This is a genomic window from Dolichospermum sp. LEGE 00246, assembly GCF_015207865.1.
GTDB classification, from domain to species: Bacteria; Cyanobacteriota; Cyanobacteriia; order Cyanobacteriales; family Nostocaceae; genus Dolichospermum; species Dolichospermum heterosporum.
In genome coordinates, this window is sequence record NZ_JADEWA010000078.1 from 1 (window position 1) to 16,045 (window position 16,045).

The 16,045-nt window shown below is 39.3% G+C and carries 16 protein-coding genes; 10 read left to right on the forward strand and 6 right to left on the reverse strand.

All coding sequences use genetic code 11. The features are described from left to right. Positions 1-105 precede the first annotated feature (105 nt). Positions 106-288, forward strand: coding sequence for a hypothetical protein (locus IQ228_RS08095; protein ID WP_051424286.1), 183 nt, complete (start codon positions 106-108; stop codon positions 286-288). Between the two features lie 72 nt (positions 289-360). On the opposite strand, the gene IQ228_RS08100 is transcribed toward IQ228_RS08095, so the two are convergent. Further along, positions 361-999, reverse strand: coding sequence for a peroxiredoxin (locus IQ228_RS08100; protein WP_027402136.1), 639 nt, complete (start codon positions 997-999; stop codon positions 361-363). Positions 1,000-1,107: 108 nt separating this feature from the next. Further along, on the reverse strand, positions 1,108-2,544 hold the full coding sequence (glmM, locus tag IQ228_RS08105; protein ID WP_027402137.1) for a phosphoglucosamine mutase: 1,437 nt from the start codon (positions 2,542-2,544) through the stop codon (positions 1,108-1,110). Between the two features lie 210 nt (positions 2,545-2,754). Between glmM and IQ228_RS08110 the strand changes: the two genes are divergently transcribed. From IQ228_RS08110 to IQ228_RS08130, 5 genes are all read left to right on the forward strand, one after another. Next, positions 2,755-3,471: a heme oxygenase (biliverdin-producing) gene (locus IQ228_RS08110; protein ID WP_027402138.1), complete on the forward strand. Its 717-nt coding sequence runs from the start codon at positions 2,755-2,757 to the stop codon at positions 3,469-3,471. A gap of 386 nt (positions 3,472-3,857) precedes the next feature. Continuing rightward, entirely contained in the window at positions 3,858-4,649 is a 792-nt protein-coding gene (locus tag IQ228_RS08115) for a YdcF family protein (RefSeq protein WP_193962583.1), read from the forward strand. A 198-nt stretch (positions 4,650-4,847) separates the two neighbouring features. Further along, complete coding sequence (locus IQ228_RS08120) at positions 4,848-5,783, forward strand: cation diffusion facilitator family transporter (protein WP_193962584.1); 936 nt, start codon at positions 4,848-4,850, stop codon at positions 5,781-5,783. Between the two features lie 410 nt (positions 5,784-6,193). Beyond that, positions 6,194-6,376, forward strand: a complete 183-nt coding sequence (locus IQ228_RS08125) for a chlorophyll a/b-binding protein (RefSeq protein WP_027402141.1) — start codon at positions 6,194-6,196, stop codon at positions 6,374-6,376. Between the two features lie 382 nt (positions 6,377-6,758). Beyond that, positions 6,759-7,397, forward strand: a complete 639-nt coding sequence (locus tag IQ228_RS08130) for a PAP/fibrillin family protein (protein ID WP_193962585.1) — start codon at positions 6,759-6,761, stop codon at positions 7,395-7,397. Positions 7,398-7,516: 119 nt separating this feature from the next. On the opposite strand, the gene IQ228_RS08135 is transcribed toward IQ228_RS08130, so the two are convergent. Together IQ228_RS08135 and IQ228_RS08140 are read right to left on the reverse strand one after the other, a co-directional pair. Further along, positions 7,517-7,813 (reverse strand): hypothetical protein, encoded by a 297-nt coding sequence (locus IQ228_RS08135; protein WP_193962586.1) that lies wholly within the window; start codon positions 7,811-7,813, stop codon positions 7,517-7,519. A 270-nt stretch (positions 7,814-8,083) separates the two neighbouring features. Continuing rightward, a complete protein-coding gene (locus IQ228_RS08140) occupies positions 8,084-9,502 on the reverse strand; it encodes a hypothetical protein (protein ID WP_193962587.1) in 1,419 nt (472 codons plus the stop codon). A 657-nt stretch (positions 9,503-10,159) separates the two neighbouring features. Between IQ228_RS08140 and IQ228_RS08145 the strand changes: the two genes are divergently transcribed. Then, positions 10,160-10,822, forward strand: coding sequence for a peptidoglycan-binding protein (locus tag IQ228_RS08145; RefSeq protein WP_027402144.1), 663 nt, complete (start codon positions 10,160-10,162; stop codon positions 10,820-10,822). A gap of 81 nt (positions 10,823-10,903) precedes the next feature. Here the strand turns inward: IQ228_RS08145 and IQ228_RS08150 are convergent, their stop codons facing one another. Beyond that, positions 10,904-12,232, reverse strand: a complete 1,329-nt coding sequence (locus IQ228_RS08150) for an S-layer homology domain-containing protein (protein WP_027402145.1) — start codon at positions 12,230-12,232, stop codon at positions 10,904-10,906. 113 nt (positions 12,233-12,345) lie between these two features. On the opposite strand from IQ228_RS08150, the gene IQ228_RS08155 reads away from it, so the two are divergent. From IQ228_RS08155 to IQ228_RS08165, 3 genes are all read left to right on the forward strand, one after another. After that, positions 12,346-12,549 (forward strand): AAA-like domain-containing protein, encoded by a 204-nt coding sequence (locus tag IQ228_RS08155; RefSeq protein WP_071992768.1) that lies wholly within the window; start codon positions 12,346-12,348, stop codon positions 12,547-12,549. 645 nt (positions 12,550-13,194) lie between these two features. After that, positions 13,195-14,400, forward strand: coding sequence for a histidine kinase (locus IQ228_RS08160; RefSeq protein WP_193962588.1), 1,206 nt, complete (start codon positions 13,195-13,197; stop codon positions 14,398-14,400). A 152-nt stretch (positions 14,401-14,552) separates the two neighbouring features. Next, positions 14,553-14,813 (forward strand): chlororespiratory reduction protein 7, encoded by a 261-nt coding sequence (locus IQ228_RS08165; protein ID WP_027402147.1) that lies wholly within the window; start codon positions 14,553-14,555, stop codon positions 14,811-14,813. A 117-nt stretch (positions 14,814-14,930) separates the two neighbouring features. Here the strand turns inward: IQ228_RS08165 and IQ228_RS08170 are convergent, their stop codons facing one another. Next, a complete protein-coding gene (locus IQ228_RS08170; protein ID WP_193962589.1) occupies positions 14,931-15,833 on the reverse strand; it encodes a cation diffusion facilitator family transporter in 903 nt (300 codons plus the stop codon). Positions 15,834-16,045 lie beyond the last annotated feature (212 nt).

Genomic DNA, 16,045 nt, shown 5'->3' on the forward strand with positions numbered 1-16,045 from the left:
ATATAGATGAAAGTGAATGCAAAGAGAACATAAAAAATGAATTAGAGTTACTTAATCTGATAAATAGATTAGCAATCAAGTTTTCAAATAACCAAATATCAAATTATGACAACTAACACAGCTAGTAATCAAAACTTTAAAAGACTGTTACAAGGTTTAGGAAAAGCTTCCGAAAGTCAAATTAAATCAGTTTTAGCTGAACGTGAAGTAGCACAACCAGAAGCAGAATTAACTTCTGAAATTATTACCTCTCTTCAACAAAAAATAAGTAATGCAACGAGAGTGTAAGACCAAAAAAGTAATGGTGGGTTACATTTTTGCTAACCCACCCGACAAGGAAATATTTACTGTTATGAAAACCTACTTGTTAGGTTGAGGAGTCATCCGCAAATAAGGTTTAATTTCTTGATAACCTTTAGGAAACTTGGCTTTGAGGACTTCAGGATCTTTCAAAGATGGGACAATCACCACATCTTCACCATCTTTCCAGTCTGCGGGAGTAGCAACACTGTAATTATCAGTTAATTGCAGAGAATCAATGACGCGCAAAATTTCATCAAAGTTGCGTCCAGTGCTGGGAGGATAGGTGAAAGTCAGACGGAGTTTTTTATTGTTGTCAATTACGAAAACCGAACGCACAGTGACAGTAGCCGCTGCGTTGGGGTGAATCATATCATAAAGTTCAGAAACCTTACGATCTGGATCTGCCAAAATTGGGTAATTGAGGGTGGTGCTTTGGGTTTCTTCAATATCACCCACCCAGCCCTTGTGAGATTCTACATCATCAACGCTGAGAGCGATCGCTTTCACATTGCGTTTATCAAATTCTGGTTTTAGTTTGGCAACAGTTCCTAGTTCGGTGGTGCAAACTGGTGTAAAGTCAGCAGGATGAGAAAATAGTACCACCCAGCTATCACCAGCCCAGGTGTAAAAGTCAATTTCCCCATGAGTAGAGGCTTGAGTAAAGTTAGGTACTGTATCACCAAGACGAAGAGTCATGTAAGATTCCCTGTATTTTAAGAAAACATCTATATTCTACCGTGACAGTATGACACAAAAGACCGATTACCCCATCGGGCTGTCGCGGTTTGCAACAAAATTTTAAGTTTAAGCCAGGTGTTCTTCAACTTTTGCAACTAATTCATTTGTCCAATGGTGGACAAGTTCAGCATTTGCGGCTTCTACCATGACTCTAATTACGGGTTCTGTTCCCGAAGCCCGAACTAGGATTCTACCATGATCACCCATTGCTACTTCGGCAATAGCGATCGCTTGTTGGACAGGTTGACAACTTTCCCATCCTAACCGTCGTTCCCGATCTAATACTCGCACATTCCGTAAGATTTGCGGATAGGTTTGGAAACTTTGATCTACCATTTCTCCCAAGGAGAGATTAGCCTCTTTCACCACCGCTGCAATATGCAAAGCTGTTAATAAGCCATCTCCAGTCATAGCATAATGACTACACAGGATATGTCCTGACTGTTCTCCGCCCAACATTCCCCCAGTTTTCTGCATTTCCGCTTGCACATATTGATCACCGACAGCGGTACGAATTAATTTACCACCTATTTGTTCCCAAGCCCGTTCAAAGCCTAAATTAGCCATAACGGTAGAAACTATCAGATTATCTGGGAGTTGTTGTTTTTGTTGTAAATGGCGACCCCAAAGGTAAAGAATGTAATCACCATTAACGGATCTGCCCGTATTATCCACAGCTAAAACCCGATCTGCATCGCCATCAAAAGCAAAACCCATATCGGCTTGATGTTCTATGACTGCGGCTTGGAGAATGTCTAAATGTGTAGAACCGCAATTGACATTAATGCGATCGCCATCTGCCTGATCATGTAAACAAATGACCTCCGCACCCATTGACCTAAATACCCCAGGTGCTAAACCCACAGCCGCACCCCAAGCTAAATCTAAAACAATCTTCATGCCTTCGAGAGTCAGTCCAGATGCTAAAGGTGTTTGGATAGACTGGCTATATGTTTTGATTAACTCAGGTCGGGAATAATGTCTACCGCAATTATTTATTCTCAAATCGGGGGATAATTGACCTCGTAATCCCGCCTCAATTTCGCCTTGTAGGGCTTTAGATAACTTACCACCCTGGGAATCAAAGATTTTAATTCCGTTGTCTTCAGGAGGATTGTGGCTGGCGGAAATCATGATTCCCCCAATGGCATTGGTGATGCTGGACAAATAGGCTACACAAGGTGTAGGACATAATCCTAAATACCACACTTCCAAACCAGCAGCAGTTAACCCGGCGCTCAAAGCCATTGCTAACATATCACTGGAATTTCTGGAATCTTGTCCCAGAATAATTGGACCGGGAACAGTGGCATAATTATGGAGGACAACCCCCGCCCAAAAACCCACTTGTAAAGCCAAAGGCGCATTCAGTAAGTCTCCCACCTTGCCACGAATGCCATCTGTACCAAATAAAGCATTAGTTGGCAGTGGTATAGAATTAAACACCCCACTATTCTCAACTTCAGAAATACAGCCTTGATTTCGAGCCATTGATGAAACCATAAATTTAAAAACTCCACACAATCACACAGGAGAATAGCACTTTCTTCCATTATCCTTGACGCTAATAAAACGCCAAAGGAACTCATTGCTTAATGATTTTTAATATAAATTCTCATCAAATAGTTTTAATCTTACGTTTTAATGGGGTTTTTTAATCATTGTGGACAAAAAACTCCCACAGTTAATTTTTTTACAGTTGAGAATTTTAATATGAGCAGCAATTTAGCAAGCAAATTACGTGTAGGAACAAAGAAAGCACACACTATGGCAGAAAACGTGGGTTTTGTCAAGTGTTTTTTAAAGGGAGTTGTGGAAAAAAACTCCTACCGCAAGTTGGTTGCTAACTTTTACTTCATTTACTCGGCTATGGAAGAGGAAATGGAAAAACACAAGCATCACCCAATTTTAAGCAAAATTTACTTTCCTGAACTGAACCGCAAGCATACCTTAGAGCAAGACCTTCATTACTACTATGGTTACAACTGGCGAGAGCAAATCAAATTATCTGCTGCGGGTGCGGCTTATGTAAACCGGATTCGGGAAATTTCGGCGACTGAACCAGAATTATTAATTGCTCATTCCTATACCCGTTATCTAGGTGATTTATCAGGGGGACAAATCCTCAAAGGTATTGCCCAAACCGCAATGAAGCTGGGTGAAGGTGAAGGAACTGCTTTTTATGAGTTTGCAGATATTACCGATGAAAAGGCATTCAAGGCTAAGTATCGAGCCAATTTAGATGCTATGCCTATTGATGATTCTACAGGCGATCGCATTACCGAAGAAGCAAATGCCGCTTTTGGTGTGAACATGAAAATGTTCCAAGAGTTGGAAGGTAATTTGATTAAAGCCATCGGCATCATGGTTTATAATGCCATGACCCGAAAACGGACAAAAGGTAGCACTGAATTGGTAACTGCGGAATAATGTAGAAGGAGTCGGGCGTAAAACTAGCTTGGTGTCTGACTTTGAATTTAGATTCTGTACCTCATTAATCTGCCATTTGCTGTAAGTTGAGAAATATTAACTTTTCTCATAATATCTAGGGGCGACAGCCTTGTGATTGTTTTTGTGTAGATGAAAGCAACCAGAAGGAAGTTGCCCCTAAATTTTAAGAAATCCTGATATTCCCAAAACCCATACTGTTAGATTATTAGACATCTGGTGAAAATTATCGTAGAGACAATTCATGAATTGTCCCTACAAGGGTTTCAGGTTATTCTTCCTGACTCCTGACTCCTAGCCCATGACTTACGTCACGCTGCGCTATCACAGATAACTTTTTCCACAATCCCTATTTAGATAAAACAATTATGTTTTTATATTTATCTAAAATCATTCCCCTATTTTTTTACCCGTTAGGATTGGCTAGTGTAAGTTTAATAGTGGCTTTGATCACCTTACGAAAACATCCCCGCATTGCGACTATCGCCATTTCCTTATCCTTAGCTTTGTTGCTAGTTTGTAGCAATGCCTGGGTCGCCAAATCCTTAGTCCGCAGCTTAGAATGGCAAAACATCCCCGCCCCGCAAATCCCCAACGCTGAAGCCATTGTCGTCTTAGGAGGTGCAACCAGATCACCAACTTGGCCCAGGGTAATGGCAGATTTAAACGAAGCAGGCGATCGCGTAATTTATGCAGCCCAACTCTATTTTCAGAAAAAAGCCCCTATAATTATCCTCAGTGGCGGTCGCATTGATTGGCGCGGTAGTGGTTCTCCAGAATCAGCAGATATGGCAACTATTCTCACATCTATTGGTGTTCCGGCTGAAGCAATTATTCAAGAACCCGATTCCCTCAATACCCATGAGAACGCTGTCAATGTTCGGAAAATCCTCGAAGCTCGTCAAATAAAAAAAGTATTATTAATCACCTCGGCGATACATACACCCCGATCCTTGAAAATTTTTCAACGTCAAGGCATGAATGTCATTCCCACACCCACAGATTTTCTAGTTAGTCAAAGTGAACTTCAAGAACTTACCAACACCCCTAAAGCCGCAATTCTCAATTTATTACCTGATGCCGATAATTTAGACCAATTCACAAGTGCATTAAAAGAATATATTGGTACTTTTATTTATAGCCTGCGAGGTTGGCTATAGGAGTCAGGAAAAAGAAGAAAAAGGTATTTGCAAAGATGAACATCCCTGAATATTAACTCAAAAATCAGAATTAACATAGAATTTTCGGCGTTGGAGAATTGAGGTAAGAAAGTCAAAAATTCCATCTCTCAAACTCTTACTCTCTGCGCCTTTGCGTCTCTGCGTGAAAAAACATCCATCCTTTACACCCACACCACCATGACACATGACCACCATCATCATCACGAACATGGACACCATAATCACAATCACACCCCAGCAACATTTAGTCGGGCTTTTGCTATTGGCACTGCATTGAATATAGGATTTGTCATCGTTGAAGCCACCTATGGCTACCTAGCACATTCCTTAGCTTTGTTTGCTGATGCGGGTCATAACCTGAGTGATGTATTGGGACTTCTCCTGGCGTGGGGTGCAAGTTCCCTTGCCCGTCGTCCTCCCAGCCACCGCTATACCTATGGATTGCGTGCCTCATCAATTCTAGCAGCTTTAGCCAATGCCGTAGTTTTACTTTTATCTATGGGGGCGATCGCTTGGGAAGCCATTCGTCGTTTTCATGATTCCGCACCAGTATCAGGAGGAACAATTATTGGTGTTGCCCTAGTTGGTATTATCATTAATACCGCTACTGCAATTATGTTTATGTCAGGACGTAAAAGCGACTTAAACATTCGGGGCGCATTTTTACACATGGCTGCTGATGCCCTGGTATCATTGGGAGTTGTGGTAGCCGGAATTGTGATTTTATTCACCCATTGGCTATGGCTTGACCCCTTATTTAGCTTAGTGCTTGTGGGAGTCGTCGTAGTCGGCACGTGGCATTTACTCAGAGACTCTATAAATTTAGCACTTGATGGCGTACCAGCAGGAATTGAACCCCGTGCCGTGAAAAATTACTTAATTGAATGTCCTGGAGTGTCGAAAATCCACGATCTTCATATCTGGGCTATGAGTACAACGGAAACCGCACTCACAGTTCATTTAGTCATGTCAGAAGGTTATCCTGGTGATGCTTTCTTATGGGAAGTTTCCCAGGAACTCGAACACCATTTTGGGATCAAACACTCTACTATTCAGGTAGAAACAGGCGACTCAGCTTATCCCTGCGCCTTAGAACCAGATCACGTTGTGTGACATACTCCACACACTCCCTTATGCCTTGCGGCACGCTTGCGCGAATAGATGGGTGTGGGATTCTCAGTGACTCCTCTAGGAGGACATTAAGTGAGCTTTAAAGCCCTATGCCCTAGGGACTTTTGGAGATAATTTTGAACTTTTTCGATAGGCTGCTTTTCAGCATTTAATTGAGTTACACCTACTGGTTAAGATTATATCAAAATATTTGAGAAAACACCAAGAAAGTGTTCATTCCTCATCGACCACCATTGCTGATTTCACGATGTTAAAAAATCCTGATGCTTGCAACTGATGCACACATAGTTGCAAAAAAAAATATAAATAAATATTGTTTTTTTTGCAAAAAAATGTTATATTTATTTACATAAGTCAATAAAACTTAGTAAATCCTAATTGGAGTGCTGATCATGGGTAACGCAACAAAAGCAGCTAACACACCTGTAGCTACAGATCGCAACGGTTGGCGCTGGGGTTTTACATCTGAAGCAGAAATCTGGAATGGCCGTTTAGCAATGATTGGGTTTTCAGCAGCAGCTTTGATTGAACTATTTTCTGGTAAAGGCTTTCTCCACTTCTGGGGTATTCTTTAATTTTTCCATAACATAATTTTTGATTAATCAAAAGCCTGGTAGTTGTCATCAACTGCCAGGTTATTTACTTGAAAAAATACATCATAGTCCCCTCCTCGCTTGCGGGGAGGGGGTTCTCACAAGGGTAGGTTTTTAATATTGTCTGTGAAGGCAAGACTGGGAAGACTTGGAGGGAACGTAGACAAGGAAGATTTTATCCGCACAATAGTCTTTTAACGGTGTGTTATTGTTGCCAAAAAACATAATCCTGTAGGGTTTTCCTCCCTTGTCATCTTGTCCACCTTGTCGCCCAAGTCTTGCCCTCACCAGAATGTAAAAAACCTACACCTGTCAGGGGAGGGGGTTGGGGTCTTTCTAACTACATATCAAAAAAATTAATCTTATGAATAATCAAATTTTGAAAGAGAAATTACAAGCAACAATCAAGAGAAATCAAGCTAAAAGTGATGGTTCTCCTATTACTAATTTAAAGCTTGATCAAACTTTAGTCGCAGAAATTGAACAATTAACAGCCGAATTAGAAAGTCTCAATCCTCACCCTCAACCTCTCATTCATGCTACAGCTTTATTAGAAGGTGTTTGGCAATTACAATATTCCACAGCCAGAGAAATCCGTTCTTTAGACTCTCTACCATTGGGATTACAAATAGGTAAAGTTTATCAAGTAATTAATATTGCCGATAAACTATTTTTTAATATAGCGCAAGTGCAACATCCTCTGAAAATCATATCAGGATATGTGAAAGTAACAGCTAGTTTTCAACCTGCTATAGATCCATCAGGTTTAGCAGATAAACGCATCAATGTTAATTTTGATAAACGTTACTTAGCCATTGAAAAAATAGTAGGTATTAACACCCCTAAATTAAATCCATTTAAAGTTGTAGCAGCTAATAATCCTCAAGGGATAATTGCGACTCTTGATATTACCTACTTAGATGAAACTTTAAGAATTGGTCGTGGAGGAGATGAAAGTTTATTCATTCTTCAGAAAGTTAATGATTTAGCTAACTTGACCTGAGTTCGACATAAGATAATTTGTGGAAAACTCGCCCCAAGTATGAGTCTCAAACCCTTATGATCTCGTTGAAAAAATCATAACTCCGAACTCCTAACACCGAACTCAGGTTAACTTGGATTTCACAAGGATATAGCTGCGGTTTTTCCCTTACGGGGTATTTCTACCCCATTTAGGTAGGTTTTTTTGGAATTACTTATGGTATTAATCTTCTGATTACTGCGTTTATTATCTACACCTTCAACTTGTTTTTTGGCATTATTGATAATCTCAGCAATATCATTCATGTACGTATCTTGATCATCCTGTGATGATTGACAATAACCACCGCATAAAGTTTCTGCTTGTCCGGGATTTATCTCTTCTAGAAGTAACCTGATATCAATCTGATTAATATCGGTATTTATGATTTTATTCATGGTTTTAATGAATCACAAGTATAACTATAGGACTCCTATAAATCCCATCCTGACAAAAAATCCTCCTAATTTTCATCTATCTATTGGCTAATTTTTTAGATTCTACCGCTCCCCTTATGGAAAAGAATATTAATTTAATTTTTGTAGGTTGGGTTGAACGAAGTGAAACCCAACATTGGCGGTAAGATAGTAAGAGTTGTTGGGTTTCCTTGCGTCAACCCAACCTACAATAAATATTGTTTTACATAAAGGGAATGGTAGAGCCATTTTTTATTTGCGAATAGATAAACTACTGGATGACTCCGTCCGCATTTTTCTAGTTTCTTCCAAAATTTTATCTATATCTTCTTGAGATAGACGTTGAATATAGTTAATTTTAACTTCTTCTAAAAAGTCATTTAGTAAACTTTGAATTTCCACTAAAACTTGTTTTTGCTGTATTTCTGAACTAAATGAAGCTGTGAATTTTTCTATTAGCTGAGTAGAAAGTTTTGCCGCGACAGGATCTTTGATGGTACTAGATAAAGCAGCATAGATATTATTAGTGATTTGCGTGGCTAGTTGTTCACTAATTTGTGTTTGAGCTTTACCTAATCCTGGTAACAGGAGGATATTACTATATCCTGGTAATTGTTGACAAGCAATGGCGATGCTATGGCACAAAATTGCATTTACTTCTGGTTGAATTTTAGGTAACACCTGATTAACCAGAGTTTTAATTAACAATCCAGTAATTGCTTCGACTTCGTTGATATTATTAATATCTATATAAGAACGCAGATGATCTGATTCTAGTAGCCAACGGGTAATTTCACCTCGTTTAATTGAACCTTGAACCTGGTTAATTACTTGAACTACGACAATTTCTGTAATTTCTTCGGCAAAATTAGCAAGAATACCTTGATGAATTTGCCGTCTAACTACATAAAAATTAATTAACTTTGCTTGATCAAGTCTGATGGTAACTGGGATGATTCGTAAATATCGCCAAATGGGTATTATTAAGAATATATCATACCAACGCCAAAGAATTGCTTCCAACCAACTTAAATGGCTATATCTACGTTTTATTAAGAAAGTACGTCCTAGTAATTCTGTGGCAAATAGAACTACAAATGGTAAATCAATTATCCAGAATTTATCTAAAAATTCCCCATTATCACCAATTTTTCGATAATAGTTTTTAGCAATTCCAGGGCGAATTTTTTGGTTAAAAAAAGCTATTTCCTGATTCCAACCATGTTTAGATAAATACTCCTGACTCCAAAAAGTATTAAATGCACCTTTTGCAGATTTTTGTCCGATGTGTTCCCGCATCCGGTTTTTGATTTTTTCCAGCGTTCCACTCTTACCTGCACCCGCAAAAGGATTACTATCAATCATCTCTTTGCTAAGAAAGTGAAGTTCCTCCAACTTTGTTTTGACTTGAGGAGAGTTTAACCCTGTTTGAATTACCTGTTTTTCTAATCCATCTACTGCCTCTAGATATTGTTTTGTCTCACGATGAGGTTCGATACCTTTGATTGGATCGTATAATCGAGTTATTACAGGAATTTGACGGAAGTAAAAATCTCTCCAAGGTACATAACTTAAATCAAAGAAAACTAATCCTAAATTGACAGTGGCTGTAATTGCCATTATTCTTTCAAACCATAGGTTTTTGTGTTGGGAAATTTTTAATTTGCTCATGATTTCTAGTTATAGTAAATTGCAGGTTTACGAAATACAGTAGCATCAGGTTGAAAACCAGTGTCATGAATGTTATAGCAGAAATCAGGAGTTAGGAGTCTTCTACCAAGTAGTAAGACAGAATTAATTACACAATGTCACCGCGTAAGCGTTGCGTTGCGTTGCGTTAGCCATATGAAACGAAGCAATTCCAAGGGTTGTGATTGCTTCCCTTCGCTCGCAATGACTGTAAATATTTTTGTCCAATTACTTATTAGGCCTTGGTGAATTGGGGGATGAAAGTCGAAAATTCCATTTCTCAAACTCTTACTCTCTGCGCCTCTGCGTGTTCGCGCAGCGTGCCGTAGGCATAATAAAATCATACTTTTACTCAGCAACACCCGAAATTATTACCCTTCAGTGCATACTTATTTAGTGATGCAATTAATATCATTAATACCTTGGCGTATCTGCATATATCAGTAATAGTGCGTATTTTTATCAATTCGGAGATATTAGGCAGATGGCGAAAACTAATTTTTGTTATATTCATTAATAATCAATTAGAGTCGAATTAATCAGAATTAATAACTAATTGTTAAGCCATAGGTTAAAAAAACTTCAGAATTACCTGCTAGTGTCTTAGTATCAAGGATTTAATCCCAAGGAGTTTTTATGATGTGGTGTGGTTTAAACAAGTCTAGAGTAACTATAGCTTTAACCTGTATTGTGGCAGCAAGTGTTGTGTCCTCAGATATGACTTTTGCCGCTCGTCAGCGCAACTATAAGCCCGATGAATTCCGATCAGTATTACGTGGATTGGGTTATAACGTTAAGGTTACAAAAGATCCTCTGACTGATGAGGAAACTAAAAAGGCTATCACTGAATTTCAAACAGGCTACAAGTTAAAGGTGGATGGGAAAGCAGGTCCCCAAACCCAAGATCAAGCTGCTATGATTGTGCAAATTTTGCAAGCTAATTTGAATACTGTACTTAAACCAAAAACTCTACTTCCTCGTGATCAATTCTACAGTCCCCAGTTAGAAGAGTTGGTAAAGGAATACCAGAAAAAACATCAACTCTCAGAAACTGGGATTGCTGATTTACAACTTCGTCAAAAAATAAATGAAGAAGTTAAAACTATCATTACCAAACCAGTAACTAAACCCGAACCAACAGTTACACCAACAGCTAAACCAACAGTTACACCAACAGTTAAACCAACAGTTAAACCAACAATTAAACCAACGGCTAAACCAACAGTTAAACCAACAGTTAAACCAACGGCTACAGCTACACCTACACCAACGGCTACAGCTACACCTATACCTACACCGTAAAAGTAAAGTCAAGAATTAGAAATCGGTAAAAAATGACAGGCTATTGTGCCTGTCAGATGTTTACTCAAAATCAAATAAAACTCACCTTTTCAGCTTTAAAGCTTCCGTTGCAGATATTCCCTCACCTTGAGTACCGAAATACCATAAAGCTGAACTGGCTTCAGCACGAGTTACAGGTTTTTTGGGTTGAAATAGGGTTGTGTAGCCAAAAACTCGGCGAATATTTGATTGTTCGGCGTTTTGGAAATCAGCCAAAATTGCTTTTAATGCTTTCGGTTCAATACTACCTGCATCTTGAAAACCCCAAGTTTGTTTAACGGCTTCTAAATTAGCAGCGGGTAAGGCTTGGCGAGTATCTAAAGGAACTTTCCAGAGGATTAATTGTTCTCGTGTCAAGGGTGCATCAGGACGAAATAAAACGGCTGTGGCATCTCCAGATAAAGCACTGGGAATTAAACCAGCTTCGGCTAATCCTTGAATGACTGGAAAATCGGGATCTTTGGTTAATATATCCCTAAAAGCTGGTTGAGTGCTGGAGGATGCTAACCGAATTTGTTTGGCTGGATTATTCGCATACATGGCATTATTAGCTGCAACTAACCAGCGGGCATATTCCCGACGGGTGATAATTTTATCAGGGAGAAATTCGTTGGTTTTTGGTTCGATAGATAAAACACCTAATGTAGCTAAATCTTGAATATGAGAGCGCCATTCTGGGGGTGCTTTTTGAATATCAGTAAATTCCTGAGTTGTTAAGGTTTCCGGTTGGGTGGTTGGCTGTAGGGTTGGTTGGGTGACTACGTTAGTATTATCAGTTTTGGGTAATACTGGACCGATAAATTCTGGATTATCTGAAGGGGTAACTGGTTTAGTAGCTGTAACTTGAGAATTAGATGAATATTCAATTAATAATTTAGTGGCTGTTTGCGGTTGATTGGGTTCAGCTTTAGTAACAGTTTGTGGTTTAATTGTGACATTGATGAGTAAATCATTGCGTTTGGCGGAAAAAGTCCCATCTACATCATCTTGAGGCTGTTGGACAATTTGCCAGTTTTTAGCCTGAAATTGCTGGCGGTAAAAGCTGGTAATTAAATTACTAGGATCTGCACTTTGCCACCGAATTGATATTTTATTTTCAGAATTGGCTGGTGTAATTTCCTCTAGTTTGGCGTTGGGATAAATGGGGATATCTGGGGGAAAATCAGCCGGTAATTTAATTGTTGATGTGTTGGGGTTTGGTGTTGTTTGCTGACTCTGAGGTTTGCCAAAGGGAACAGGATTATTTTGCAACTGAGGGTCAGCCGCTAATGATTGTTCTAGGTTTTTAGCAGATTGACTGTTAACACAGGCTGTTAAGGATAGTAAAACAGCAAAACTCAGGAATACAGCGGGGTAGTTACGGGAAAACACAAAGAAATCACAAATTGATTTTCACCTTCTACAGTAGCATTTTTGAGGTTGGGTAGTCAGCCAGGGAGTAAATTCCCTGTCTTAAAGTTAAAGTCGGTTAAAACCGACTGTTTTTGGTTTATTTTTTCTCTCACTGGAAGAAGAGATGCGTTTTTAGCTTAAACCTTTACACATCTATAATTAATAGTGATCTTCCTATGAGAATAGATTCTACTCAAGCTTTAAAATTACGCAGTTTGGGTTTAATTGAATTTAAAGGAAATGATGTGCAATGTCTTTGTAATTTATATCGTTTTTATTTTCAAGGACGTATATAGCAGTTGTCGCGCTTGATACAATCGAATTGAGGGCGCAGGCCCTACGCCCCTACCAATGTGTAAGTTGCGTAAGTTATGCTATAGTCTAAATTTATACCTTTCTTGGTTAATAGAATATTGATTGGTAACGCCAATAGTGGCGGTTATAGGTTTTGAGGAATTGATAGAAAGTTTTCGCCAATGGTTTGAAGTGGTAAGCTGGGAATAAGGCAACTCTTCGGCTGTTTACAGGAATTGATGGACGGCTTAGGGATGATTTAATGCTTCTATTGGGGAAGCGATCGCAAGTTGCATCGGTGTTACATAATTAGCTATAGGTTGGTATGCACTTGAATGAGTTACAGAATACATGGCAAAGGCCTACATTAAGGGACTCTTAACTTCTACTAGGGCTATTTTTTGGGTTCTGTAAATAATTGCTAAAGGAGGTGACGATAGGTTCAACAATTCCTGACTAGAAGCCTAGTAGCTGTAGAAGTAAGAGCAAATGGCAGCAAAATTCCGAAAAAAATCCGCTTCCACCCAAAAATATAGATCGGATTGCAGTAGGAAGAATCTAAAATAGATATTAAATTAGAAAAACAACGGCCATTAAGCAACGTCAGTTCATTTCACCGTCTGTAAAGCGTCCCCAGGTTGTTACCAGTGCTGAAACAAGATGTCATGCAAGTTTCCCAGGATCAGCCTATTTATTCTGAGGCTCCACTCCAACTACTGCTGTTTATTGATGGGCGACCTCAGTCCCGTCAACAAGTACAGCGAATTCGTGCTTACTTAAAAGAATTAGAGGCTGGGTATAGTTTTGAACTACAAATTATTGATGTTGGCGAACAACCCTATTTAGCGGAACATTTTAAGTTAGTAGCAACTCCTGCTTTGGTTAAAATTCATCCCGAACCTCAACAAACTATTGCTGGTACTAATATTATTCCGCAATTAAAAATTTGCTGGCCGCGTTGGCAAACCGCTGTCACCACTTTTTTGAAATTACAGGAAGATTCCCAGGAATGTTTGGATGAGAAGAGTCAGGTGATTGCGCCTAAGTCTACCATTCATTCTGTTGCTACTTCGGCGGAGGCAATTCAACTAGGGGATGAAATTTTTCGTCTGAAGCAGGAAAAAGAGAGACTGCAAGAACAGCTACTGTTTAAAGACCGAGTGATTGCCATTTTAGCCCATGATCTTCGCAATCCTCTGACGGCGGCGGCGATCGCTATTGAAACTCTTCAATCTAATTACAATCCAGATACGGGGGAATTTCTCCGCCTGAAACCAGGACTGGCTATACATTTATTAAAACAAGCCCGGACACAAACACGGATCATTGATCGGATGATTGCTGATTTGTTACAGGTCGGGCGAGGTGAGGATATAGAATTGCCAATCGTACCACAAAAGTTACAATTGGGGGAATTGTGTTTACAAGTATTAGAGGAATTGAGCGATCGCTACACAGCTAAATCCCAAACGGTAGAAACAGATATTCCCCAAGATTTACCCTATGTATATGCTGATCCTGAACGCATTCGGCAAGTCCTAGTTAATCTTTTAGATAACGCTATCAAATATACACCTATTGGTGGTATTATCACTGTAGCCGGATTACATCGGACTACCCAAAAAGTTCAATTTAGTGTTGGTGACACAGGACCAGGGATTCCCGAAGAAAACCGCGATCGCATTTTTGAGAATCTTTTCCGTCTCCAGCGCGATCGAGGCACAGATGGATATGGAATTGGTCTTTGTTTATGTCAACGCATTATCCGCGCCCATTACGGTCAAATTTGGGTAGATTCATCTCCCCACGGTGGTGCATGGTTTCATTTTACAATGCCAGTATATCCATCGTGAATTAGGGAACAGGGAACAGGGAACAGGTGACAGGTGACAGGTGACAGGTGACAGGGAACAGGGAACAGAATAAGAAATTATTACCAATTACCAATTACCAATTACCAATTACCAATTACCAATTACCAATTACCAATCACCAATTACCAAAAATGCCAAATCAATTAATGTATCAACAGGATGATTTTGTTGTTTTAGAGACAAATCAACCAGAACAATTTCTCACCGTAGCTGAATTACTACTCAAGCTGGAAACAACCCTATCGCAAATCTCACAGGAGGATTTACCACTGGATTTGCAAAAATTTAATTCAATCAGCCAACAAGCACAATATTTACTGGATACTAGTTGTAATTTAGATTTAGGTCCAGGAAAATATTTACAGTGGTATGCAGTCAGGTTGGAAAAATAAAACCCACAATATTCTTCCCAGGACGATGCTATAATATACTCAGTATGATCAGGAAATGCTATATCCCTACTCCCTATCCCTGATGTAAAAAATATTCTGACTCCTGAATTATTGTCTTTATGTTTGTTCTGATTCAAAAGTTATGCTCTCAGACTGATATGCAGGTGGTTCAACATGAATGAGAATCCTCACAGGATGAAAACGTTGTTCTAGTTGTTTTTCGACTTCTTCCGTGATGTTGTGGGCTGTCTCTACATCTGGTGCATCTACAATGAGGTGCATTTCTATAAAAACTTGACGACCAATGACACCACGAGAAGCGATATCATGACAGTTGAGGACACCGGGGACGGAAACGGCGATCGCATGAATGGTTTCTGGGGCGATCGCCATTTGATCCACCAACCAAGGTAAATTTTCAGTTAAGACTGACCAACCACTCCAAAATACCAATAGAGCCACCGGGAAAGCTAGTACCACATCTAACCATTGATAACCCAGCCACACACCAATCAAACCACCAATAACCGAAATTGTCACCCAAACATCGCTCATAGTATGGGTAGCATCAGCGATTAGAATCGAACTACCTACCCTTTTTCCCACATTCCGTTCATAAAAAGCGACAAAAATATTTACTCCTAAAACAATTAATAATAACCACAATTCTGGAGGTGATACTCTCACAGGTTCACCACCTTTGAGAATCCTTTCTACTGCACCTTGGACAATTTCAAAACAGGCTATTCCTAAAAATGCAGCAATACCCAAAGCCCCCACTGCTTCAAACTTATTATGTCCGTAGGGATGCTCCCGATCTGGCAACGGTGAAGAAAACTTAATAGCCACTAATCCTAAGACATTATTAGCACTATCTGTCACACTATGTAAGGCATCAGCCAGTAAGCTTAAAGAACCTGTCCAATAGCCTACCAGGGCTTTTAACCCCATCACAAATATGTTTAGTAATAGTGTAATGATTAGAACTCTTCTTACTTCAGTGCGGTTATCGTAAATCATATATTTATAATTGTGATTTGTGAAAAAAAGGAATAGAGAATTTGTTTTCTTGAACTCTTACTGTACACCAATAAGTATTTGTTGCTAGGAATAAATATATAGAAAATAGGTCAAAACTTGCTAATTAAGAATTTATCTCTTTATTGAACAAAAAGATCCCCGACTTCTTTAAGAAGTCGGGGATCTGGATATGGGATCTGGATATTATAAAT